Source organism: Corynebacterium riegelii (assembly GCF_016728505.1).
Taxonomy (GTDB): domain Bacteria; phylum Actinomycetota; class Actinomycetes; order Mycobacteriales; family Mycobacteriaceae; genus Corynebacterium; species Corynebacterium riegelii.
The window spans coordinates 334,079-358,315 of the sequence record NZ_CP068159.1; the positions used below are offsets into that span (position 1 = coordinate 334,079).

The 24,237-nt window shown below is 59.5% G+C and carries 17 protein-coding genes; 8 read left to right on the forward strand and 9 right to left on the reverse strand.

Annotation, left to right across the window (positions count from 1 at the left end; translation table 11 throughout):
• Positions 1 to 6 precede the first annotated feature (6 nt).
• The 8 genes from I6I71_RS01585 to exaC form a co-directional block, all read right to left on the reverse strand.
• A complete protein-coding gene (locus I6I71_RS01585) occupies positions 7 to 1,383 on the reverse strand; it encodes a Rib/alpha-like domain-containing protein (protein WP_201821774.1) in 1,377 nt (458 codons plus the stop codon).
• 6 nt (positions 1,384 to 1,389) lie between these two features.
• Positions 1,390 to 3,219: a Rib/alpha-like domain-containing protein gene (locus I6I71_RS01590; protein WP_201821776.1), complete on the reverse strand. Its 1,830-nt coding sequence runs from the start codon at positions 3,217 to 3,219 to the stop codon at positions 1,390 to 1,392.
• 380 nt (positions 3,220 to 3,599) lie between these two features.
• A complete protein-coding gene (locus tag I6I71_RS01595; RefSeq protein ID WP_052205973.1) occupies positions 3,600 to 3,965 on the reverse strand; it encodes a heat shock protein transcriptional repressor HspR in 366 nt (121 codons plus the stop codon).
• 40 nt (positions 3,966 to 4,005) lie between these two features.
• Positions 4,006 to 5,205 (reverse strand): molecular chaperone DnaJ, encoded by a 1,200-nt coding sequence (gene dnaJ, locus I6I71_RS01600; RefSeq protein ID WP_201821778.1) that lies wholly within the window; start codon positions 5,203 to 5,205, stop codon positions 4,006 to 4,008.
• 106 nt (positions 5,206 to 5,311) lie between these two features.
• Positions 5,312 to 5,953, reverse strand: coding sequence for a nucleotide exchange factor GrpE (gene grpE / locus I6I71_RS01605; protein ID WP_052205969.1), 642 nt, complete (start codon positions 5,951 to 5,953; stop codon positions 5,312 to 5,314).
• A 32-nt stretch (positions 5,954 to 5,985) separates the two neighbouring features.
• Complete coding sequence (dnaK, locus tag I6I71_RS01610; RefSeq protein ID WP_052205967.1) at positions 5,986 to 7,833, reverse strand: molecular chaperone DnaK; 1,848 nt, start codon at positions 7,831 to 7,833, stop codon at positions 5,986 to 5,988.
• Between the two features lie 201 nt (positions 7,834 to 8,034).
• A complete protein-coding gene (locus tag I6I71_RS01615) occupies positions 8,035 to 8,832 on the reverse strand; it encodes a hypothetical protein (protein WP_201821780.1) in 798 nt (265 codons plus the stop codon).
• Positions 8,833 to 8,977: 145 nt separating this feature from the next.
• On the reverse strand, positions 8,978 to 10,498 hold the full coding sequence (exaC, locus tag I6I71_RS01620; RefSeq protein ID WP_201821783.1) for an acetaldehyde dehydrogenase ExaC: 1,521 nt from the start codon (positions 10,496 to 10,498) through the stop codon (positions 8,978 to 8,980).
• A gap of 361 nt (positions 10,499 to 10,859) precedes the next feature.
• Here exaC and I6I71_RS01625 point away from each other — a divergent pair, with 361 nt between their 5' ends.
• Both I6I71_RS01625 and I6I71_RS01630 read left to right on the forward strand, forming a co-directional pair.
• Positions 10,860 to 12,341 carry an HNH endonuclease signature motif containing protein gene (locus I6I71_RS01625; protein ID WP_201821785.1) on the forward strand — a complete coding sequence of 494 codons (1,482 nt, stop codon included), beginning with the start codon at positions 10,860 to 10,862 and terminating at the stop codon, positions 12,339 to 12,341.
• A gap of 215 nt (positions 12,342 to 12,556) precedes the next feature.
• Positions 12,557 to 14,086: an IS1634 family transposase gene (locus I6I71_RS01630; RefSeq protein WP_462101429.1), complete on the forward strand. Its 1,530-nt coding sequence runs from the start codon at positions 12,557 to 12,559 to the stop codon at positions 14,084 to 14,086.
• A gap of 387 nt (positions 14,087 to 14,473) precedes the next feature.
• Here the strand turns inward: I6I71_RS01630 and I6I71_RS01635 are convergent, their stop codons facing one another.
• Positions 14,474 to 15,811 (reverse strand): thioredoxin domain-containing protein, encoded by a 1,338-nt coding sequence (locus I6I71_RS01635; protein WP_201821787.1) that lies wholly within the window; start codon positions 15,809 to 15,811, stop codon positions 14,474 to 14,476.
• An 81-nt stretch (positions 15,812 to 15,892) separates the two neighbouring features.
• Here I6I71_RS01635 and I6I71_RS01640 point away from each other — a divergent pair, with 81 nt between their 5' ends.
• From I6I71_RS01640 to I6I71_RS01665, 6 genes are all read left to right on the forward strand, one after another.
• Positions 15,893 to 17,266: an AI-2E family transporter gene (locus I6I71_RS01640; RefSeq protein ID WP_414017442.1), complete on the forward strand. Its 1,374-nt coding sequence runs from the start codon at positions 15,893 to 15,895 to the stop codon at positions 17,264 to 17,266.
• A 53-nt stretch (positions 17,267 to 17,319) separates the two neighbouring features.
• Entirely contained in the window at positions 17,320 to 17,856 is a 537-nt protein-coding gene (locus I6I71_RS01645) for a type 1 glutamine amidotransferase domain-containing protein (protein WP_201821789.1), read from the forward strand.
• A gap of 111 nt (positions 17,857 to 17,967) precedes the next feature.
• Complete coding sequence (locus tag I6I71_RS01650) at positions 17,968 to 19,974, forward strand: hypothetical protein (protein ID WP_201821791.1); 2,007 nt, start codon at positions 17,968 to 17,970, stop codon at positions 19,972 to 19,974.
• Positions 19,971 to 20,672, forward strand: a complete 702-nt coding sequence (gene grpE, locus I6I71_RS01655) for a nucleotide exchange factor GrpE (RefSeq protein ID WP_201821793.1) — start codon at positions 19,971 to 19,973, stop codon at positions 20,670 to 20,672. The genes I6I71_RS01650 and grpE (I6I71_RS01655) overlap by 4 nt, the downstream gene beginning before the upstream one ends.
• A 13-nt stretch (positions 20,673 to 20,685) precedes the next feature.
• Positions 20,686 to 22,287, forward strand: a complete 1,602-nt coding sequence (locus tag I6I71_RS01660) for an Hsp70 family protein (RefSeq protein WP_201821795.1) — start codon at positions 20,686 to 20,688, stop codon at positions 22,285 to 22,287.
• A 13-nt stretch (positions 22,288 to 22,300) separates the two neighbouring features.
• On the forward strand, positions 22,301 to 24,208 hold the full coding sequence (locus I6I71_RS01665; RefSeq protein WP_201821797.1) for a hypothetical protein: 1,908 nt from the start codon (positions 22,301 to 22,303) through the stop codon (positions 24,206 to 24,208).
• The last annotated feature ends 29 nt before the right edge of the window (positions 24,209 to 24,237 follow it).

A 24,237-nucleotide genomic window follows, 5' to 3' on the forward strand; every position in this document is an offset into this window, starting at 1 on the left:
GCCTTCCTAGAAATTGAGCCCGGACTGTGTAACAAACGCGTACGCGCCGCCCGCCACCAAGGCGAGCAGGCCAAGGACAATCGGCAAGATCGTGGCTGCGCTAGAGGTTGCGGGTTTCTGTGCCGGCGCAACCTTCACGGTGATGGTCACCGTGTTGGTGGAGCCGTCCGCGTAGATCACGTTCACCGGGAAATGGCGCTGCTCCCCCACCGGAACAGATGCCGGGATGGTTGCCGTGAACACGCCCGCCGGCGTAATGCGCGCGCCCCATTCGGTGCTCTGCAGATCAAACGTGGTGATCTCGGCTCCCGCGGGACGCTTGATCGCCCCGGCAACTTTTGCGCCGGCTCGGTGGGTGAGGGTGAGGGGGTTAAGCGTTTCGTCGTCACGCAAATGCTCATTGCCTTGCGATGTCTTGACGGTGAGTAGTGCGGTGATGGTTTCGCGGCTGCCGTCGTTGTAGCTCACTGCGACCTTGATGCTGCGGGGGCCGGGCAGTGCGGTCGGGTCCGCGTGGGCGGTGAGCGTGCCCTGCTTGTCGACGCTCAACGACACACCATCTACCCCCTCAACCAGCGAAAACGTTGCCGGGACCTGGGAGTCCAACGGCATGCGCACGCGTGCGCCGGCGTTGACCGTGGCTGCTGTGTAGGACGGGTTGTACTGGCTGCGCTGGCTTGCCGTGGCTGTCGCCTCAACCGCAACCACCGCCTGGGAGGTATCCGGCAAGGACACCACCACCGGGATACGCACCTTGGTGTCCGGCACAACCTCGGGGCGAGGCTGCACCCGCAACGCGCCGGAGTCCTTGTTGACCTCGACGTCCCAGTGCTCATCGGCAAACTCAGCACCGACGCCGAAGGTAGTTTCCTCCGGCAGGTTCTCAAACGCCTTCGGCAACACCGGCTCCACCGAGCCCTCATGCACCGGGTCGAGCTCCACGGTGAGATCCCGCAGCGCGCGTGCCATGGACTCCACCTCAAACTCGGCGCTCAGCGCCTCTGCAGAGGCATCGGCGTAAGCCACCTGCAGCGCCACGGTGTAAACCGTTGCCGGCGCCGCATCCTTAGGCACCGTTACGCACACCGTGTTGTCGTTGCCAAGCGTGACCGTTTGCACGCCGCCATTGCTAGTCACCGTCACCGAGGCGTCCTTGGGCAGGTCCTTCGGTGCGGCACTGCAGGTCAACGCGCCGGGTTCAACGATGGTGCGCTCGTACGTTGGCTGGTGGCGTTCACTATCCGTCACCGGATCAGCAACACCAATCACGGTTTCGATCTTGCGGTGGGAGCCGTCGTTGAAAAACGCAAGCGCACCAAAGCGAAGAGGCTCCGGATCCTGTGGTGCTGTGGCGCGCAGGTCACCCGTGAACTCATCAACCACCACCCGCTAACCGTTGAGCGTGTTGTGCTCCTTATCCGGCAGGAACTGCACAATCTGATCGCGCGGGTTGAAGCGCTCGCCGATGCGGCGCACCGACACCGGCTGGCCCGGACGAGCCTTCCTGCCCTGCTCATAATCCACAAACGCGGTCTCATTCAGCGGACGTGCGATCACCGTAAACGGCGCAACAGCGGTTGAAGTGGTGCCATCCGGATACGTCACCAACACCTCAACGTTGATGGTCTCGCCTACCCTCGCCCAGGACTGCGGCGTAAACCGCACCACCTCATTACCGCCTGCGTCCGTGGTGATCTCCGCGCCGGGCGTGGACGTCAACAACGTCGTACCCTCCGGCAGCGGCTGGTTGCTGAAACGCTCACCGTTTCTTGTCAGCGTGGCAAGCGGCGGCACCGAAACCGCCGTCTGACCTGGGCGCACGTACGCCGGCTTAAACGAGGTTTCAAACGCATCTGCGTACGGACCATCCGGTGCGGCCGGCGGCTCATAAGGCGCATCAGGACCACCGGGAACGGGCAGCGGCTGCTCCTCCGTCTCAATAATGATGGACGTTGCCGCCACCTCACGCCCAGTGATCTTCGTGATCAACACCGCCGTGAACACATCACCACGGTTCACGTTCTCCGGCACCTTGTACGCAACATTGCCAAACGCATCCAACGACGGCACCGGCGCACTGCCCGACACCTGCAAACCGTTGAGGTACCAAATCTCCCGCACACCCTCGTGTGGAAGGCTGCCAACGCCCTCCAACTGCACCGCATCACCCGGGCGCGCCGGGGCGTCAGTCATGTTGAAGCCCTGCTCTTGGTCCGCAACCTTGGCGCGAATCTGCAGATCCACCACCACCGGCAGGGCGAAATCAACGCTGTTTTCCTCCACGGCTTCAAACTGCGGCGTTTGCCACTTCCCCACCGCCGGCACCTGCTTGCCATGAGGATCCTCAACGTAGGCATAGAGCAGGTTTGCGTCAGCGTCTTGCGCGTCTTTCGGCAGGCGCACGGTGTAGCGGCCTTGGACAATCGGTGCCGATACGGTGGTTAAGATTGCCTCTGGGTTCTGTTCAAGCGTGTGTTTGGTGGACGCAGGGTCATTTCCAACCTTGTCCTTCCAGGCAGGATCCAGCACAGAGACCACCACCCGGTAGTCATCCAGCGCCGCGGTACCGCCACGACCATCGGCGCCAAAGGCCACCGTGCCGTGCAACCAGTTGGTTTGGGCCTGTCCCTTGTGAGGACCAGCGTTGTCCTCAACCCACTGATCACGGGGTTTTACCATGTAGCCCGCATCCGGGATTTCATACGTGCGCACGTGCAGCGGCCCAACATGGGATCCCGCCGTTAGCCCGGCCTTGCCTGGCTCCACACGGACCCACTCACCAAAACCAAAGTCTGCTCCATCGGCGTACGGCAGGAGCTGATTGTTTGTTTGCGCCCCCTCTAACTCCCCAAACCACACCCTGAAACGCTGGCCCTCTTTCGAGGTAAACACACGTTTCTTATTCACGCGGTCCACAAACCCACCGCTGGTATCAAAGGCGAAACGGGTCTGATCCCCGTCACGCTTCATCTCAGTGCGGTACACGGGTGAAACCGCACCGTCCCTATCCATCCACTGGAAATAAACCTGGGTGCCTTCAGGGATTTCGTTGCTGTGCGCGAAGCCGGCGACGCTGGTGCCCGTTTCGGCGTTGGCTACTGGGAGAAACGGTGAAGAAGCAGGTGAAGGAGCAGGTAAAGGAGCAACCGCCTGCACGCCCGTTATCGCAAGCGCGGCAGCAACCACTGCTGCGCCGAAGCCACGCTGGCCTCGCCCCATCTTCACTCCTCAAGCCCCAGACCTTCATCGGCTCTTCCCCACCGACCACTAAGAGACGGCTGGAAGAACCTCCAAAGAAACCGGAAAGAACACTAAAAGTTATCTAATCAACGCTAACCTTAGTAGCTTCCGGAGGGACGGCGCCAACCAACATCCGAGCAAACGCCTGGGCGACTCCCTGACAAAGTTGACGACGCTATTTTGCCGACCTGGGCGTTTGCCGAAGGCACTAAGGGCCGCCCGTCGAATTTGTCAGCCGGGGCCATCGCGGGGATGCAACAATTCCGGGAGCACGTGCCGCCGCCTGGGCGTTTAGGGTCCGGAATGCAGTAATCGGCGGATTACTGCATCGTCAGGAGCCACTGAGCGGCTGGTGTTCTTTAGCGGCGGCGTCGTGAAGCAAAAGGCTCCCATGCCACGATCGCTGTGGAGCGCGGCACGTGGACGAGTTCGCCGCGGGAGCGCCTGGACGCGGAACGCTCCTGCTCAAGCTCGGCCTGCAACGATTCGATCTGCTCGGTCAGCTCAATGATCGTCTTGATGCCGGCCAGGTTCACGCCCTCCTCCTGGGAGAGGTACTGCACGCGTCGCAACAGAGCGATGTCGCGCGCGGAGTACCTGCGGCCGCCACCGGAGGTGCGCTGCGGCGTGACCAACCCCATGCGGTCATAGGTGCGCAGGGTTTGGGCGTGCATTCCGGTCAGCTCAGCGGCGACGGAAATTGCGTAGAACTGCTCCTTTGCCATGTGTCTTCACCTCCTAAAACTCCTGAAACTCCTCAAACTCCTAGACTGCCCCGGCCCACCCGGCGCGCGGGTCAAAGCCGGAGTCTTTCTCAGCCTGGGCGTAGGTGCGAAGTGCGCTCATGGCGCCGGCGTCCAAATCGCCGGAGCGGGGCACGGCTACTTCCACGGTCACCAGCAGGTCGCCAGCGCCGGATTTCCGAGCAACGCCGCGGCCCTTCACGCGCAGCGTCCTGCCGTTCGGGGTGCCGGCGGGAATCTTCACGCGCACTGGTTTGTCCAGCGTCGGTACCGCCACGGTCCCGCCAAGCGCGAGCTCGGTGAAGGACACCGGCACGGTTATCTCCAAGTCGTCGCCGTTGCGGGTGAACACCTTGTCCGGGCGCACGTGCACGGTGACAAACAGGTCGCCGGAGGGCTTGCCGTTCGGGCCGGCCTCGCCTTGGCCGGCAAGGCGTACCTTCTGGCCATCCTCAACACCTGCGGGGATACGCACGGTGATCGAACGGGTGCGGCGCACGGTGCCGGTGCCGTTACACGTGGTGCACGGGTCTTCGATAGCTTCGCCGGTGCCGTTGCAGTTGCTACACGGGCGTGCCATGCCGAACGCGCCGGAGTTTTCCCGCACGTAGCCGGACCCGTTGCACACGCCACAGGTGTGTGTCTTGCCGGATTTGGAGCCGGATCCGTGGCAGGTGGTACACGGTGCGTCGCCAGTCAGCTCAACCGGGAAGGTTGTGCCTTTGGCTGCCTCGCGGAAATCAATGGTTATTTCCGTTTCAACGTCGGCCCCCCGCGACGGCCGAGCGCTCCTGCCAGCACCGCCGCCGCGGTTAAAGAAGCCACCGAGGATATCACCAAGGCCGCCGTCTCCAGCTTGTCCACTAGCCCCGCCGAAGATGTCTCCGAGGTCGAAGTCTGCGCCGTCGAAGTTTGACGTCGACGTCGTGCGAAACCCGCCCGGGAACCCGGAACCACCTCCAAACCGGCCGAAGCCGCCTGAGCCAACCATTGATTTGAACTGGTCGTACTCTTTGCGTTTGGTTTCATCACCAACCACGTCATATGCCTCGGCGACTCGCTTGAATTTCTCCTCAGCCGCCTTGTTGCCCGGGTTGGAATCTGGGTGGTTCTCGCGCGCGAGTTTGCGGTATGCCTTCTTAATATCAGCCGCCGACGCGCTGGAGCTCACGCCCAGGTCACCGTAGTAATCCTTGTTTGCCCATTCCTGTTGCATTGCCATAGCCCTCCTCCTTTCTTTCTCTTTCCTGTTTTAAAAAAGCCGGGGCAAGCGTTCGCCGCTCGCTCCCGGCTTTGGGGCCATCATGCTTATCGACGCCCTACGCCACCTACTCCGACGCCCCCACCGGATCAGCCGGTGCAGCCGGGTCGCCGATGATCACCATGGCGTTGCGTACGAGCGTGCCGCCGAGCGTGTAGCCCTTGCGCAGCACCGAGGCGATGACCTTCTCATCACCTTCGGAGAGGTCTTGAACAGCCTCGTGTACTTCCGGGTCGAACGCTTCGCCTTCAGCGCCGAACGCCTTCAGGCTCTGGCCTTCAAGCGTGCTGCGCAGCTTGTCACCAAATGCCTTGAGCGGGCCTTCGGCCATGTCGCCGTGCTGCTCTGCCAAGTCCAGGTCATCCAGGATCGGCAGCATCTTCTCGGCGAACTTTGCCTTGGTCAGTTCTGCGATCTGGGTGCGCTCGCGTTCCGTGCGACGACGGTAGTTTGCGTACTCCGCACTCACACGCTGCAGGGACTCGGTGCGCTCAGCCAGCTGGAGCTCAACGTCGCTCACCGTGCCGTCACCGTCAGCGTCCGGGTCAACCGGGTCTACGTCTACCTCAGCGTCAGCGTCTGCCGCGTCAGCGAGTTCCGCTTCAAACGCTTCGGCTTCCGCCTGGTCCGGGGACACGAACTGCTCGTCCGTGTTCTCCGGCGCGCCCGGGTCATCCGGCATCTGCGGATTCACGTTGGGTTCAGTCATAGCTTCTCGCGTCCTTTACCTACTTGTTGTCCCTACTTGTTGTCCTCAGTCGGTGCGTCTGCGTCGTCCTCAACAACCTCGGCGTCAACCACGTTGTCATCAGCGTTGGCGCCAGCCTCACCAGCGGTTGCGCCGGCGTTTGCCTCAGCCTCGTAGAGTGCCTTGCCAAGCTCCTGAGACTCAGTGTTGAGCTTCTCCACAGCGGACTTGATGGCATCCAGGTCGTCGCCCTTCAGCGCCTCATCCACAGCGTCTGCTGCCTCAGCCACGCGGGTACGGATGTCTTCCGGCAGCTTGTCGGTGTTCTCATCCATGAACTTGCGGGTCTGGTAAGCAGCGGTCTCCGCGTTGTTGCGGGTCTCCTGCTCTTCACGACGCTTCTTATCCTCATCAGCGTGCGTCTCCGCATCCTTGATCATGCGGTCGATCTCCTCCTGGGACAGGCCAGAGCCGTCCTGGATCTTGATCGTGTTCTCCTTGCCGGTGGCCTTGTCCTTCGCGGACACGGACACGATGCCGTTAGCGTCGATGTCAAACGTGACCTCGATCTGCGGCACACCACGCGGAGCCGGAGCGATACCCGCCAGCTCGAAGGAGCCGAGCAGCTTGTTGGCAGCAGCCATCTCACGCTCACCCTGGAAGACCTGGATCTGCACGCTCGGCTGGTTGTCCTCAGCCGTGGTGAAGGTCTCAGAACGCTTCGTCGGGATGGTGGTGTTGCGCTCGATCAGCTTGGTCATCACACCGCCCTTGGTTTCGATGCCCAGGGACAGCGGGGTGACGTCAAGAAGCAGCACGTCCTTCACGTCGCCACGAAGCACACCAGCCTGCAGAGCAGCACCGAGTGCCACAACCTCATCCGGGTTCACGGACTTGTTCGGCTCCTTGCCAGTCATCTCCTTGACCAGCTCGGTCACGGCCGGCATACGGGTGGAGCCACCAACCAGCACAACGTGGTCGATGTCGGAGAGGGACAGGCCAGCGTCCTTAATCACCTGGTTGAACGGAGCCTTCGTGCGATCCAGCAGGTCAGAGGTGATCTTCTGGAACTCAGTACGGGTCAGCGTCTCATCCAGGAACAGCGGGTTCTTCTCAGCATCAACCGTGATGTACGGCAGGTTGATGGATGCCTGCTGTGCAGACGACAGCTCAATCTTGGCCTTCTCCGCAGCCTCACGCAGACGCTGCATAGCCATCTTGTCCTTGGACAGGTCCACGCCGTTCTGGGACTTGAACTTGTCTACCAGCCACTCAACGACGCGGTTATCCCAGTCGTCACCACCCAGCTCGTTGTCACCAGCGGTTGCGAGTACCTCAACAACACCGTCGCCGATCTCCAGCAGGGAGACGTCGAAGGTACCGCCACCCAGGTCGAAGACCAGGATGGTCTGCTCACTATCAGCCTTCTCAAGGCCGTAAGCCAGTGCAGCCGCGGTCGGCTCGTTCACAATACGCAGCACGTTCAGGCCTGCGATCTGGCCAGCCTCCTTGGTGGCCTGGCGCTGAGCGTCCTCGAAGTAAGCCGGGACGGTAATCACTGCGTCGGTGACTTCCTCACCCAGGTAAGCCTCAGCGTCCCTCTTCAGCTTCTGCAGCGTACGAGCGGAAATCTCCTGCGGGGTGTACTTCTTGCCGTCAATGTCTACGGTCCAGTCATCGCCCATGTGGCGCTTGACGGAGCGGATGGTGCGATCAACGTTGGTCACCGCCTGGTTCTTTGCGGACTGGCCAACCAGCACCTCGCCGTTCTTTGCAAAAGCAACGACCGACGGGGTCGTGCGGGACCCTTCCGCGTTTGCAATAACTACCGGCTCGCCGCCCTCAAGGACAGAGACAACCGAGTTCGTCGTACCAAGGTCAATACCTACTGCACGTGCCATGAAATTTTTCCTCCTGTGTATGTGGGTTTGTTAGTAAGTTGAAGCTCCTCGACTCAACTTCACGGCCGCCACTGTAGCAGAAGACCTAGCGAGGTTGAGCCTGTCGCGCTCAATCCTTACAACGGCACATACACAAAAGTTGTTCCCACTCGACTCAACTTTTCTTGTTTCGGCAGGTCAGAGCAGGTTGCTTGCCGACGCCTAACGCTGCCAACCAGCCAACACATCGTCGATAAGCGGACGCGCGGCAACACCCAAACCGAACAACGCCAAGAGCCCAAGTACCGCACCCGCGATGCCAAGACCCATAACCTGGCCTGTTGTCATGGAGCTTCCCGCCATCACCGTTCCGCTGCCGGACTTGCCATCGGCACACGTTGACAACGCCTTGCCGTAGGACAAAATCGGCCCAGCGAACTCCGGCGCGTATTCCTTTGCCAAGTTAATGATCTGCTCACGGACATCACCGACGCTGCCGCCGAAGAGGATGCCGCCGATCGTGCCACCGGCCGCCGACTCGAGGTCCACGCCATACAGCGGGCCTTGGTCATACGCCCCTTTCTGGCTGACCGTGATGGTCTGCGCGGAAACCACTTCTTTCTTCGACGCATTGATGAAGCCGATCATGCGCCAGTACTTATCTTTTTGACTGCCTACGGCAAGGGCGGCCTGCGCGTTGGAGATCTTCAGATCCGGAGGAATCGGAAGGTCGCTCGCCTTCTTCACGTCCTTGCGCTGGCCGTACTCCCACACGATTTGCGCTTGCTCCTTGGCTTTTTCGCCCTCGAAGCTGTCACGAACCTGCTCACCTAAGCGAGCGAAGAGCGTGGAGTACGCATTGTTAACACGCTCTTTGTCCGTGTCCGTGAACGTGATGGTGCACTGCTTGGTGCCAGCGTCATATGTAGTCTCGTACGCCTGCGCCTGCGGAGCGGCAATAATCAGGGAGGTAGCAGTAGCTGCTGCCACGGCGGTGGCAGTGAAACGTGAGATACGCATTAGCGATTCCTTTTGCTTAGGAAACAATCAAGACTTCACCGAAAACTAACACGTTCAGGCCATCCAGTACAGGGTTTTGCGTAAGTAAATTTTGTTGCGCCCATTTCGGCGTGAGCGCAACAGCAACCGGATCAGAACAGGCGGATTAGAACAGGCCAGTCTCGTTCTCAGAGTAGGAAACCAGCAGGTTCTTGGTCTGCTGGTAGTGCGCCAGCATCATCAGATGGGTCTCGCGGCCAATGCCGGACTTCTTGTAGCCACCGAAAGCCGCGTGGGCGGGGTACTGGTGGTACTGGTTCACCCACACACGACCAGCCTGGATCGCACGACCAGCGCGGTACGCCGTGTTTGCAGAGCGAGTCCACACACCAGCGCCAAGGCCATACTCAGTGTCGTTGGCAATGCGGATTGCATCGTCGTAATCCTTGAAGGTGGTCACCGACATCACCGGACCGAAGATCTCCTCCTGGAACACGCGCATGTCATTGGTGCCCTTAAACACTGTCGGCTCAATGTACAGACCGTTTTCCAGGCCCGGGATCGAGTTCACCCCACCACCAATGAGCACCTCAGCGCCCTCCTTCGGGCCAAGCTCAAGGTAGGACTTAATCTTGTCCATCTGCTCCTGGGAAGCCTGGGCCCCCATCATCACATCCGTGTCCAAGGGGTTACCGGTCTTGATGCGCTTGACGCGCTCAACGCCCAGCTCCAGGAACTCGTCCGCAATGGACTCATGCACCAACGCACGCGAAGGACAGGTGCACACCTCACCCTGGTTGAGTGCGAACATGGCGAAACCTTCGATGGCCTTGTTCCTAAAGTCATCATCCCGGTCCATGACGTCCGCAAAGTAGAGGGAAGGCGACTTGCCACCAAGCTCCAGCGTGACCGGGATAATCTTGTCGGCCGCGGCCTTGTTAATGATCTTGCCAACCTCGGTGGAGCCGGTGAACGCGATCTTGTTAATCCGATCCGAGCCGGACAGTGCCGCGCCCGCCTCATCGCCGTAACCGTTGACAATGTTCAACACGCCCGGCGGGATCAGGTCTCCCACAAGATCCATCAAATACAGGATGGACGCCGGCGTTTGCTCAGCAGGCTTCAACACAATCGCGTTGCCAGCCGCCAGTGCCGGGGCGATCTTCCATGCGGCCATCAGCAGCGGGAAGTTCCACGGGATGATCTGGCCCACCACACCAAGCGGCTCGTGGAAGTGGTACGCCACCGTGTCGTCATCAATCTGGCTAAGGCGGCCCTCCTGCGCGCGGAGGGCACCTGCGTAGTAGCGGAAGTGATCAATGGCCAACGGGATATCCGCGGCGAGGGTTTCACGAACCGCCTTGCCGTTCTCCCAGGTCTCTGCCACCGCGATCTCTTCGAGGTGCTCCTCCATCCGATCAGCAATCCTCAGCAGCACCAGCGAGCGCTCCTGCACGCTGGTCACACCCCATTTGGGCGCGGCCTTCTTCGCTGCGTCAATGGCAAGGTTGATGTCCGCTTCGCGGCCGCGTGCGACCTGGCAAAACACTTCACCAGTCACAGGGGTGGCATTGTCAAAGTATTCTCCCGCGACCGGAGCGACCCAGTCGCCGCCGATGTAGTTTTCATAGCGCTTGCGGAACTTGACATTCGATTCCGGGGTTCCAGGGTTGGGGTAAACAGTCACGGGAGAACTCCTTTACATCTCACAGAAACTCAAGAAAGTGGTGTGGCACACACTATAGCGATAGTGAGCTGTATGCCACATTGCTGTTTCCTGTCAAGATCCTGCATATGGAGATCCCCTGCCGGCAGAGCCGGAAACATGAACCGCCATTCGAACGGTTGTTTGGCATTTTCTTATCGACGGCAAGGGCGTGTGGAATCGGTCGATATACTGAATGCAACCGCCAGCCTGTGTAGTGAATGTACATGCGGAAATAGTGAAATAAATGCAGGTTTACCCCTTGCGTATAGAACAGTTAGGCGGGTATAATTAGGGGCACAAAACAACGGGAACATAGGGAACACAACACTGGGGGTAGACCGTGGGCGAACCATACTTCCGCACACAGCGACCAGAAGATCCACTAAGCACGTTCAGTCAAGGTATTCGCGATATTTACTGGAATGCCTTCGGCCACTTCGCCACACCTGGGGCAAGTGTTGATATTGATGACTTCGACGTGACTGTGGTGGCCATGAGGGAAGCAACCGGCTGGACTAAAGGCTCGGTTGAGCAAGCGATCTTCTCCCATGCACGCCTGCAACACTTACCGAAGCTGCGAGCATTGCAGGCCAAGACGCGTGTGATGGATCTGCAGCATTTACGCGCCATCGATACCGTGCTTGCTGAACTCGGCCCAGAGATTACTGATGAAGCGTATGCCGAGTTCGACGAGATGTTGACTACTACGTTTACCCCAACACGAGCCGGGCAACACACTCCACAAACCACGACGATTACTCGTCGTATCCGGGAGATGATTAAACGTATTGACCCAACGTGTGCCTACCAGCCGAAGCGGCGTCAGCAACGCGTGGCGCAGGCACATGTGGCTGATGACGCGTTGACGTTTGAGGAATCTGCATTTACCGGGACTGTGAAAACATTGGTCACACTGTCGACGAACCCGTTGACTGCGCGTGTGGTGCGAGACCACGTGATGGCTACTGCACGGGAGCAGAAGTTGTCGATGGCCGATGCGATGGTCAAACTGCTCTCCGGGGAGATCACCCCAACGAAGACGACCTTGCACGTGTTTGTGCCGAAGGGTCGTGAAGCCGGTGGGCCAGCCTATGTACCAGGTGTCGGCGCCTTGACTCCGGAAGCCACTGCGGCACTCGATGACCTGCTGGCTACAGCCAAGGTCACCGAAGTGGATATGGAGGCAGAACTTCAAACACATACGGATAGCTACACCCCAACCGAAGCAATGCGACGCGTCGTCTGCGCACGCCACACGCACTGTGTGTTCCCGGGATGCAGTGTGCCGTCATTGAGGTGCCAGATGGATCACCGGATTCCATTTGGCCAGGGTGGCAAAACCACACCAGGAAACCTCTACCCACTGTGCCAAAAGCACCACAACCTAAAAACCGATAAACGTGGTTTCTACGTCCCGGATCCGGATACCGGTGAAATCTTGTGGCTGTTTGCCAACGGCACGTATGAAACCTGCACCCCAGACAGCCTGATCGCACACAACACCCACGCCCAGGCCCCACGGTGGAAGTCAAACCTTGAGCAAGTATGTGCTCGTCGCAATAAAGTGGCGCAGTTTTACGCCAAAGGCCACAAAATACTGGACGATTTTGATAACCACCACAACAACCTCGGACAGGCCGACGCCCAAATCGCAGCACTAGAGGAAGAATACGGCCTTATCTTCCCAATCAAGGCAGTGCTCCCGGAGCCGTTGCCAAAAGAACCCGATTTTTCTGAACCGCCCTTCCCGGACCCAGAAGATGCCTACGCCTGGTCGGAAAACTACGACCCAGAAGAACTCGTCGATACCCGACCCGAGTAAGAGAATCCAGGTGGCCCGATCCAAAACAAAAAAACAGCCCGTTTTTCCGAAGGAGGCCTCGACCTGGTTCCTGGCTTGGGACAAATGACCTGACTTAGGCCATGGGTGGGTGAGCAACGTCACTCTTGACACTGCTACCTGGTGGTTTTCTTTGTCAGGGTGAGAATTTTCCGCACTAAGTGGGTAGTGGCGGGGGTGATCAGTAGTCTGATTTTGTGAGTCCTTATATCCGCACCGTCACAACCGCCTCCGGGGCAACAGCGGTGCAGGTCGTGTTCTCTGAACGCAAAGGTTCCAAACAGATGAAGCATGTCGGTTCGGCGCATTCGGAGTCTGAGCTTGCGCTTTTACGTGCTGAAGCCCAACGCATCGTTGATGGTGACCAACTCGCGTTGGATTTCGGCGAAGTTGATCACACTCCATCTGCAACGGGCAGTGTGGATAATCCGCTACCGGTAGTCGGTCAACGTGCCGGTTACCTGCTGAACTGCATTGATACGTGTTTCGACGAGTTAGGCCTTGCTGCGGCCACCGGTAATGATCTGGTGTTTCGCGATCTTGTGCGTGCCAGGATCATTCACCCCGGTTCAAAGCTCGATTCCATCGAGACTCTTGCCGAGGTCGGAGTCACCAGCGCAAGCTACCGCACTATCCAAAGGCGCCTTGCATGCTTTGCTACCGAATCGTTTGGGGAGATCTTGTCCCAGGCGTTGGCCCATCATGCCGGGATTGGGCCGGGCGCATTCATCTTGTACGACGTGACCACACTGTATTTCGAAACAGATACCCCCGATGAGCTTCGTAAACCCGGGTTTTCCAAAGAACGCCGGGTCGAACCGCAGATTCTGGTGGGACTACTGACAGACGCCACCGGGTTTCCTTTGCATGTCGGGGCGTTTGCTGGCAACTCCGCCGAAACACACACGATGCTGCCGATGATTACACGGTTCCAAGACGCCTACCAGCTCGACGAAGTCACCGTGGTCGCGGATGCGGGGATGTTTTCCGCGGCGAATAAACAAGCACTGATCGATGCGGGCTTGCATTACATCCTGTCTGTGAAAACCCCCACCGTGCCCGAAGTAATCGACACCTGGCGCCGCAAGCACCCAGACACTACTTACACCCACGGCCAGATCTGGACACAACCTTCGGCAAGTGACGGTCGCAAACATGCTACCCCGAACTCGGTGACCCACTTCCAGTACTCCCACGATCGGGCCCGGCGCAGCCTGCGAGGTATTGAAGAACAAATCATAAAAGCCAAACGCGCTGTTGACGGCGAGACCGCCATCAAACGCAACCGCTACATTGACCTTTCTGCCCCGAACAAGAAAGTCAACTACGCCCTTGCTGCCAAGCACCGTGCGCTAGCGGGAATCAAAGGCTACGAAACTGACCTGACTACTCTTCCCGCCGAGGAAGTGATCGGACATTACCGCAGGTTGTTCAACATCGAGAAGTCGTTTCGGATGTCGAAATCAGACTTAAAAGCCCGCCCGATCTACGCGCGGAAACAAGACTCGATTACCGCACACCTCAATATTGTCATCGCCGCGCTAGCAGTTGCGCATCTCATGGAAACCCGCAGTGGGCAATCCATCAAACGCCTCGTAAGAACACTCAAAAAATACCGCAGCTTTCAACTCAACGTCAGCGGCGAAACCATCCACGCCGCAGTACCACTGCCGCCCGACCTCGCCGCCACCATCCAAGCGATCACCGGCCACGAACTTCCGCACTAAATTGGCCTAAGTCAGGCCGACCCGAGTAAGAGAATCCAGGTGGCCCGATCCAAAACAAAAAAACAGCCCGTTTTTCCGAAGGAGGCCTCGACCTGGTTCCTGGCTTGGGACAAATGAGTGACGAAATGAGTGCCGAAACTAGTGCCAAACTTTCGCCAACCACAAGACCAAACCCAGAGGCCACAATGTCGAAGGGATCTTCAACGACCAACGGTGACCCCAACTCAGGTTCAAAACCAAAAAACAGGCCATTTTTTGAAGGGGCACGGTCGAGATTTCATTCGCTCCGTTTTAGGCGAAAAACAATGTGGCCTAGCAGGCTTCGTGCACTATTAGACCTGCACTGCTAGACCGCATTGGTTCGACCGGATACACCGGCCATCCGAACTACTTCGTGAAGTTCTCAACGATCGGGCGGGCTGCGAAGCCAGCAACACCCGTCGCAAGCAGTGCTGCGATTACGCCCAGGATGCTCACCACGGTCAGACCCGTCATGTCCAGCGAAGAACCGGATGCAACCGAACCCTTCACGTGGTCATCGGAGCTACCCTGCTTGCGGCCGGAGGAACCAACGGTGGAACCAGACGGCTTCTTCTTCACCTGATCAGAGTGGACAGAGCACGCGGTGAATGCATCGTTCATAGTGACGATCGGTGCCAGCACCTGCGGACCAACCGCGTCAAACGCGTCCTGTGCAGCGAGGGACACCTCGGAAGTCTTGAACCCAAGGATGGTTTCCACGTTGAGTTCAATGCCGGACTTCTCCAACGCGTCCTTCAGCGCCTTGCCAAAGTCGATCTTGTCCGTCTGCTTCTTCAGCTCAGCCTTCACCGCAGGCTGGCTCATGAGGTTCTTCAGCACTGCCTTGATATCCAGGCCGGAAGCCTCCAGGGCCTCCTTCAATACTGCCTGCGTATCAACGTCCGCCTTCTCCAACGCCTCAGAGAATGCCTTGTCAACGTTCTTGACCTCGAGGTTCTTTGCAACCAGTTCCAGGATCCCCTGGAAACCAGCCTCCTCGAAGCCCATGACTTTTAGCACTGCCTTGATTGGGTCAGCAATGAAATCACCAATCAAACCGAAATACTCGCTGAAACCCCGGTTGGGAATCTTCGCCTTCAGATCCTCGCGCATCTGCGCATCGTTAAAGTCCGCTTCAACCTTGGACCAATCAACATTTTCCAAAACCTCACCAATTGGCAGGGTCTTCAGTGCGGCCTGAACGTCCACGCCGCCGGCGTCCTCGACAGCCTTCTTTACGTCGGCTGCGTTGGCTACGGCCTCGAAGTCGACGTCTGCAAGCACAGCTTCGAAGTCAATGTTGGCAACGATCTTCTCAAGGTCCAGGTCCTTCAACGCAGCCTCGATGCCCTGCGGGAAGACGATCTGGGCAATGTCTACGCCGTAGAGCAGACCACCCTTTTCCAGCGCCTCGTCGGGGCTCATGATCAGCGTCTTGTCGGCGTCGGTAAAGAACGGGCGCTGTGCTGCGTTCTGGAAGCTGGCCTTGAGCTTCTCGTTGTCGGTCTGCTTGGCCATCTCGGTGAACAATGCCTTGTAGGCCTGGTTCACGCGGGTGATGTCCCGGTCAGAAAACGAAATCGAGCACTTGTCCGCCGCGCGGTCGTACTTAGTTTCCCAAGCATTGGCTGCAGGTGCGGCAACGATGAGGGAGGTGGCGGTGGCTGCGGCGACGGTTGCAGCGGTGAAACGGGAAAGACGCATCTGCGAATCCTTCAGATAGGGAAACAATATAAAACCTTATGGAAAGTAGCACGCCAACACCTATCTGGCACAATGATTTGGGTGACCGAAATGGATGAGAGCAAAAACCCAAACAAGAACCCAGATGCCGGCGTTTTCGCAACGCTGCCTACCCCAGCGGAAGCCGCGCAGGAAATGTCTGACGAGCCGATTGATCGTGGGCAAGTGATTGCCTCCGATGGTCGTACGGCAGCAGCTTGGGCGCTTCGCTTTATCATTGTCGTTGCTGCTACGGGTTTGCTGTTCTACCTTCTCAAGTTCGTTTGGATGGGCCTGCTGCCAATCCTTCTGGCGCTGATTTTCTGCACGGTGTTGTGGCCACCGGTGCGGTGGCTGAGGGACCACAAGGTGCCGTCGGCACTGTCAGTGCTGCTGGTGCTGGTCGGCTTCTTCGGCGCGATCATCGGTATCTTCTCGGCGATGGCACCGACCGTCCGCACGCAGGGCAAGCAACTGTATGACCAGGCGCAGACCGGTATCCGCCAGATTCTGGATTGGGTGGACAGCCGCATTGATTCGGAGTTGATCGACCCGAACAAGATTCAGGAGACCCTGGATCAGGTTGCTGGGATGGTGCGGGGGCAGGCGTCGTCAATCGCCTCGGGCGTGTTTACTGGCATCGGTGCGATTGCTTCGGTGGGTACCACCCTCGCTCTGACCCTCATCCTGTCCTTCTTCTTCCTTAAGGACGGCGACCGCTTCCTCCCCTGGCTACGCAAATACACCGGTGTGCGCGCAGGCTGGCACCTAACTGAGGTGTGCATGCGTTCCTGGAACACCCTTTCCGGGTTCATCCGCACGCAGGCGATCGTGTCGCTGGTGGATGCCATCTTCATCGGCATCGGCCTGATCATCCTCGGCGTACCGCTGTGGCCGGTGCTGGCCGTGCTGACGTTCTTCGGTGGCTTCATCCCCATCGTCGGTGCGTTCACGGCAGGCGCCCTGGCTGTCATTGTTGCGCTGGTGTCCAACGGTTTCCTCAACGCTGTGTTCGTGCTGATCCTGATCATTGCTGTGCAGCAGATCGAGGGCAACGTACTGCAGCCGATCCTGCAGTCCCGCGCCATGGGCCTGCATGCGGCGATTGTGCTGCTTGCGGTGGCATTGGGTGGTACCGGCTTCGGCATCATCGGCGCCTTCCTTGCAGTGCCGGTGGCGGCAGTTATTGCAGTGTGGTTCCGCTACTGGGCGGAAATGGTGTCCCTGCGCGCCGGCGAGATCACCGCGGACGAGATCTCCATGGCAACGCAGCAGACACAAACCCTGGATTCCAAGGAGTCCTTCCTGGCCATCCGCGACCACATGATGCGCATGGCCAAGCGCGACAAGGCACACGCCGACAACCCGAAGGTGCCGGTAAAGGAAGGCCTGGGATCTACCAAGGTGCCGTTGGATCAGGACCTGCCGGAGGATTAGCCGTCTAGCCAGGTCCGCTGCACGATCCAAACAAGATACGTACGGTGGGCCGCATGGCTGATTTGAACAACGCTCTAAACAATAAGACGATTGCGATTCTTTCCACTGACGGTTTCGAGGATTCGGAGCTGACTAGCCCGAAGGAGGCCGTCGAGGCCGCCGGCGCCACCACCCGCGTGGTGTCTACCGAGTCCGGTGAGATCGAGGGCAAGAACGGCACGAAGGTTGCGGTGGAGCTTCTTACTAGCGACGCCAACGTGAACGACTTCGACGCCCTCATCCTGCCCGGCGGCACCATCAACGCCGACCACATCCGTGTGGACGAGGATGCGGTTGCCCTGGTCAAGGCGTTTAAGGACGCAGGCAAGCCGATCGGCGTGATCTGCCACGGTGGCTGGATTCTTACGGACGCGGACGTGATCCGCGGCGTGAAGCTGACGTCCGTCAAGAACGTGAAGACCGACCTGATCAACGCTGGCGCGGACTGGGTTGATGAGGAGGTTGTGGTTGACTCCGGTGTGATCTCCTCGCGTACGCCGGACGACCTGCCGGCGTTTAACGCGGCGCTGGTTGAGGAGTTTGCCAAGTAGGCAGCCCAAGTAGCGCGCGAAGCTCCCCGGCGGGGGTGTGTGCACGGCGTATATACTGCATGTGTTTTTGTGCCTAAGTTTTAAGCCGTGTCACTCGAGGAGATTCGCGCGATGACAACATCTGAGTTCGAGGAACGTCCAGCAGAGTTCAACAAAACCGCTCTCAACGCCTATTTGGGCGGGACCTCTGCTGCTGACTGGGACTCACTCGCAAGCGCCGTGCAGGGTACATCCGGTGCTGCTGCAGAAAGCGCGGCCACCGGAGCGCTTCCTGCTGTAAACCTGTTCGGGCTGCTGCAGGTAGACCCGCAGGGTGACAACGAGGAGCTCGTGGCTGACCGCGGCCAGGAAGTGCAGGCGGAGCTGGACCGCCTGGCTTCTGGCACGGGACGTCAACGTGCTGCGGCGCAGAAAGTCACGGCAGGACTGAAGGCGCTTGCAAACGCGAACTCCGCGTGGACGCTTGATAACCCGCAGCTGTACAAGCTTGCGCACACGGCTTGGTTGGAAAACATCAACACGGGCACATACGCCGCGGCTGATGAGCTGGAGGAGCGTTTCAGCGACTTCCCACTGATTAGCCGTAAAGAGGCAGCACGCCCGATTCGTTACCGCGGCCTGCCGGAGAACACCGCGCTTGGCCTGCTCAAGCCCTTGATGGCGAATCGTTCCATCACGGTGGTGGACGATATCCCGGCGATGCTGTTTAGCCAGATTGCCCGCACGTTCCCGCAGGGCTTTGCGCATGCAATCCACCCGCGTGCGTTTGATGAGGACGCAGACGCAACCATCTCACTGCTGGAGCAGAAGGTGTCCGGCACCTCTGTTCCTGTAACCAAGGCGGATTTGGACGCGGCACTTGAGTACTTCACCCGCAACCCGCAAAAGTATGGTCAGCAGAAACTGCTGGCTTCCCGCCTGACCTCCCAGATCAAGAGCGATGAGCAGCTGCGCAACTGGCTTGCCAGCTACTACCTGCAGGTGTTTGAAGATGAGCAGGACCGTGGCGCTACCGTTTCCCAAGCTGCCGAAACCCTTCGCGGCCTGGGTGTGGACAGCGCCGAGGTGGACAAGCTGGAGGCCGCGTTTGGCGGCGTGAGCAAGCTGACTGCGGAGTGGGCTGACCCGGAGGTCTCTGAAGAACGTGCGCGCGAGCTGGACAAGGAAGCGTTCGGCTCCCTGCAGCGCGTGATGGATGACGGACGTCTGGCGCAGGCGAAGTACCAGCTTGATCAGATGCTTGCCTCTGGTGAGAAGCCGCGCTCCTCAGTTGGTGCGGACATTGTTGAAAGCATTAACTCCAGGGCAAGGCAGTTGGATCGGGATACGTCCTCGCTGGAGCAGGCGATTCAGGCTCGTAATCCGATTGCGGCTCGTACGGAATTGGACGCCATCGCTGAGTACTGCGTGGACTCGCGTGCGGTTGGTGAGCTTGCGACTCAGGTTGCTGAGATGGAGCACGACCCGGTTTTTGTTGACCAGGTGTTAAGCACCCACTTCCAGCCGGTTGCAGACGAAGGCCAGAACAAGGCGTTGGGTTTCTTGCCGCCGAAGTTCTCTAACCCGTGGATCACCCCGCTGGTGCTGGGCATTCCCGCGGCACTCCTAGATATCGCGGCGTGGGACCCGAACCCGGCAACGGCCATCATTGGCATTGTGGTGCTGGCCATCGCCGCCGTGTTCCTTGAGGAGTACGTTGACGCAGATGGCTGCGTCGGCTGGGCCGTGTTGCTTGGCCCGGCGGTCTTGGCGCTTTTTACCTCGGGCCTGTTCGGTGCGATTGCGGTGGGCGCAACCCAGTTTGCCTCGCGCACAATTTTTGAAAACCGCAAGAAACAAAAGGCGGCTGACGCCTTTAACAAGCTGATTCAGGCGGCGGATCTGGAGCTGAAGCGCACTGGCATGGGCGCGCCCGTCGCCGGGCTGTACTTGGGATCTGAGCGCATTGTGCCGCCGCTGAAACCGACACGTCGGGGTACCGGCGAGGGCCTCTACTTGGTTACGGATAACGGCGTGACCAGCAGTGAGATCTCCCCACTCACGCTTGCGCAGATGGCGCACGGCGGCCAGTTCGCTGGCCGTAACACCTGGATCGCTCAGAAGGAGTTGGAGCAGTGACACGAGGTTTCCGCGACGGCGATCTGCACGTAAACACACCCCCACCCAGGCCGCAGCAGCAACAACAACCACAACAGCTGCCGGATGAGGTGTCCGCGCGCACGCTGCTGGACAAGCTGAACAACCAGGTGGACAACATGCGCGCGAACATGCGCACCCTGGAAACCTCGATGCTCACGGAGTTCCGCCAGCTCAGCGAGTATGTCACCGCAAAGCTGGATGAGGGCACCACAGAGCCCCTGCTTGACGACGATCCACGCGACACCGCCATCCGCGCCCTCGAGACCGCGCGCATGGACATCATCTCCAAAACGCTCGCACCCGCCGCGAAGGTGGTTGTGGACCTGCTCAAGCACACCGAGGACGGTTTGCAGCAGGACTTGAGCGACCTGACGGCCGAGCAGGCGCAGCAGCAGACGCGCGATATGTACGAATACTTCGAGCAGCAGCTGCAGGATTTGCTGCGTGTGCTGGGGTTTGCGGACGTCAAGGCGAAGCCTGGTGATGCGTTTGATCGGAAGCTGCACAAGACGGTCCGTAGGGTGGAAACGTCAGACGCTAGTCTGAATGACACGATCCACTGCGTGCTTGCGCCTGGGTTTGGTCACCCGGGTGCACAGAACACGGCGATTCCGGCGCAGGTGGCGGTGTACCGCTATGTGGCGTCGGCAAGCAAAAGCCCCCAAACAGACAAGTAAGGACTGAGACGAAGTGAAGGTTTACGGCATCGACCTGGGTACTACCTACTCTGCGATTGCGCATATTGATGAGTTGGGAACCCCGCAGGTGATCCAGAACTTCGAGGGCGACCAGACCACCCCGTCCGTGGTGCTGTTTGATGACGCATCGAATTTTGTTGTCGGCCGTGAGGCAAAAAACGAGATTGAGCTGCGCCCCGATGAAACCGTGCAGCTGATCAAGCGTCAAATGGGGGATAACTATGACGTGAAGATCCATGACGTGGTGCACTCCCCCGAGTCCATCTCCGCACTGATCCTTTCCTACTTGGTGGAGACCGCAGAGGACTTCACGGGTGAGAAGGCGGACGGCGTGGTGATTACGGTGCCGGCGTACTTCGGCGTGGAGGCGCGCACCGCCACCAAGCAGGCCGGTGAGATCGCCGGTTTGAACGTGTTGGACATCATCACCGAGCCGGTTGCCGCGGCGCTTTCCTCGGGTACCCGCCACGGCGACAACCAGACGCTTTTGGTCTATGACTTGGGTGGCGGCACCTTCGATACCACCATCATGGAGATGAACGAGGACGGCATCGAAGTCCTTGCTGTTGACGGTGACCGCCAGCTCGGCGGCGCGGACTGGGACGAGGAACTCTACAACCTAGCCGTGATGAACTTCGTTGTAACCAGTGGTTTGGAAGAGGACCCAACCTACGACGAGGACTTTGTCCAGAACCTGAAGAGTGGCGTTGAGCAGGCAAAAATTGCCCTGACGCGGCGTAAGTCCGCGAAGATTCTGTGCAACTACCAAAACCGTGTGAAAGCCAACGTGGAGATCACACGGGAAGACTTTGAGTCTGCAACGCAGTACCTGGTGGATCAGACGCTGCGTGTGGTGGAGCGCGCCATTGAGTCCGCAAAGAAGAAGCGCCCGAACCTGCAGATTGACCGCTACCTTCTGGTTGGTGGTTCCTCGCGTATGCCGATGGTTTCTCAGGCACTGGAGTCCCGCTTCGGTTGGGAGCTGACTCCAACCGAGTTCGACCTGGCCGTGGCCAAGGGCGCCGCAATCTACGCGCAGGGCCTTGTGGATGCGGCTGGTGGTGGCATTAACGTCAACCCGAACGACACCTCTGCGCAAACCGGCGGTTCCATGATCACGGTGGCAACGCCAACGGGTGCGCGCAGCATGGAGATCAAGAACGTCCTGCCGAAGGCGGTGGGTGTGAAGTTCTGGGATCCGGAACGTCAGCTGCCGTACGTCATGCACGTGCTTGAGGCCGGCGCGGAGCTTCCCGCCGAGGCTACGGCGCAGGGTTTTGCGTCCAACGACAACACCACCCGCATCCGCTTTGATATTTATGAGCAGGCGGGCGAGGTGGTGTCCCAGGACATGGACGCCAACAAGCTGATCTCGGGTGAGAACGGTGCGGTGCTGCAGAACCTGCCGAACCTGCCGAAGGGCTCGCCGGTCTACATGATTATGAAGGTGACCAATGACGGCATCGTGTCCCTTGAGGGCAGCGAGCCGACCACTGGCCAAAGCGTTGAGCTGACTGCGCAGATCTCGGCCCTTTCGGACGAGCGCGTGGACCAGTACAAGAACATGGTTACCGGGATGATCCGCTCGGAATAGGAGCAAAGGGCTGATGCTTGACGACGTCGCGTTGAAGAAATACCTCAACGAAACCCCCTACCCCGCCCAGTGGGCCACAGCGAAAACGCTGGAGGACGTTGCTGCGTTGGAGCCTGCGCGTCTCTTCCAGCTGGATGGTGCTGGTTCTGGGGACGCTGATGTGTCTTCGCGGTATGCGGAGGTGGTGGAGGAGTTGGGGAGGCACGCGATGTCTCCAAGCAGCAAGTTCCGTGAGCCCGCAGGGCTTGTGGTTGCGGGCCTGCGTCAGTTGGCTGCGGGCTCCCCTGCTGTGGACTTGAGCGACGCGGCGACATGGGCGCAACTTGAGCAGCTGCACAACGCCGCGCTTGGGCAGCAGGTCAGCGAGTTCAGTGGGAAGCTTGCGCACATGTTTGGCTCCCTGAAGTTCGCTACATCGGAGCACGTCAATGCGATGCGTGAGGCGGCCGGGCTTCCGGTATCCGCCATGGGCCAGATCATCCACGAGCTGGGTGGCCAGGGCGTGCGGGTGATTGACCCGTTGCCGGCGCCGCTGCAGTCGGAAATTGAAAGCGTGTTCCCCTTTGGCATCATGCAGGCAGTGTGGCCCGAAAACTACGCGGATGGTGCGCCTACCAGCGAGTACAGCCTGACCCCGCCGTACTTTATCCAGGCGAAGCGCCAGGTTACGGCTTTAGACCTTGACGCGGCGATTGATTACTTCACGCGCAGCGCCGGTACACAACGGGAGAAGACCGCGGCATCAAAGCTGCGCACGCACGCAACGGATGACGCCAAGCTGCACAACGCGATCATCGCCTTCCACCTGGACATCTGGAACACGATTCGCACCCGGTTCGCACTCCCCCAGGACGTTGCGGCTCGCTTTGCGTCCTTCGGCCTGGCGGCCGATGACATCGCGCTGTTCACCGGCGAGGCCCGCCCAGCGCCAGAGCCAGAAGCAGCGCCAGAACCTGATCCTCGCGAAGACGCTGAAGCCTACGACCGGATGTACTTCACGGTGCTCCAAGGATTGATGGAGAAGGGGAGGTTGACGGAGGCCGTCGATAAGCTTGAAGAGCTCAAACGGGCCGGGCACGGCACCCCGAAATCCGGCATTGGTGCGGACATTCTGACTGATCTGCAGGCACGCGTGAACCTGGTTTCGCAGGCGGTGGACAACACGCGTGCGGCGCTGCGTGAGGGTGACGTTGAGCGTGCCAAAGCCAAGATTGTTACCGTACGCAAGTTCGCGCACGACGACCCGCGGCTAGCCCCCTTGGATGACGAGATTGCGCGCATGGGGCGTGTCCCGGAGCGCATCGAGCCGCTGATTGACAAACAGATGCCGCCGCTTGGCGATATCGGGCTCAAGCGCCCTCTGGGTTTCCTGCCGCCGTCGATGCAAAGCACGCTTGGGCTTGCGCTGGTGCTGATCATCCCGTCGGTGTTGTTGGATCAGTACATGGCGATTCACTGGCCGTGGCCGATCTATCCGGAATACCGCCTGATCCCCGGGCTGATTGTGGGTGTCGGACTGGCCTGGCTGATTGGTGCGCTTCGCAAACGCAGCTGGTTCCTCGGCATGTTAGCGCTGACCGGTGGGCTGTTCTCCACGCTTGCAGACGGCTACTTCTTCACCGCGATCGACCTCATAGTCATCTACTTTGCCGCGGCGAGCATGGGCTTTAATAGGCAGCGTTTGGCGTTGGCTCGCAAGTGGGAAGGGGTGCGCAACGCGGCCCTGGCCATTTTGCAATCAGACGGGCTTGAGGCGCCACACGCCGGCTTGTACGTGGGCGGGCGGCGCATGGTTCCTCAGTCGCGCGGGATTGATGGCATGGTGGATGGCTACGCTGCGGTGGACACAGACGGTACGGTGCGTCTGCAGATGAGCACGGAAGACCGCAACGAAATGATCAAGCTGGGAATGACCAAGTAGGTCAGGGCTACGGGCAGGAGTTTTAGGTC

What these genes read in the sequence shown, in the direction of transcription:
- grpE (WP_052205969.1), bottom strand. Translation starts at nt 5,953, where the DNA reads ATGACTGAACCCAACGTGAATCCGCAGATGCCGGATGACCCGGGCGCG.
- I6I71_RS01595 (WP_052205973.1), bottom strand. Translation starts at nt 3,965, where the DNA reads ATGGCAAAGGAGCAGTTCTACGCAATTTCCGTCGCCGCTGAGCTGACC.
- I6I71_RS01665 (WP_201821797.1), top strand. Translation starts at nt 22,301, where the DNA reads ATGCTTGACGACGTCGCGTTGAAGAAATACCTCAACGAAACCCCCTAC.
- I6I71_RS01590 (WP_201821776.1), bottom strand. Translation starts at nt 3,219, where the DNA reads ATGGGGCGAGGCCAGCGTGGCTTCGGCGCAGCAGTGGTTGCTGCCGCG.
- dnaK (WP_052205967.1), bottom strand. Translation starts at nt 7,833, where the DNA reads ATGGCACGTGCAGTAGGTATTGACCTTGGTACGACGAACTCGGTTGTC.
- I6I71_RS01635 (WP_201821787.1), bottom strand. Translation starts at nt 15,811, where the DNA reads ATGCGTCTTTCCCGTTTCACCGCTGCAACCGTCGCCGCAGCCACCGCC.
- I6I71_RS01650 (WP_201821791.1), top strand. Translation starts at nt 17,968, where the DNA reads ATGACAACATCTGAGTTCGAGGAACGTCCAGCAGAGTTCAACAAAACC.
- I6I71_RS01615 (WP_201821780.1), bottom strand. Translation starts at nt 8,832, where the DNA reads ATGCGTATCTCACGTTTCACTGCCACCGCCGTGGCAGCAGCTACTGCT.
- I6I71_RS01645 (WP_201821789.1), top strand. Translation starts at nt 17,320, where the DNA reads ATGGCTGATTTGAACAACGCTCTAAACAATAAGACGATTGCGATTCTT.
- dnaJ (WP_201821778.1), bottom strand. Translation starts at nt 5,205, where the DNA reads ATGGCAATGCAACAGGAATGGGCAAACAAGGATTACTACGGTGACCTG.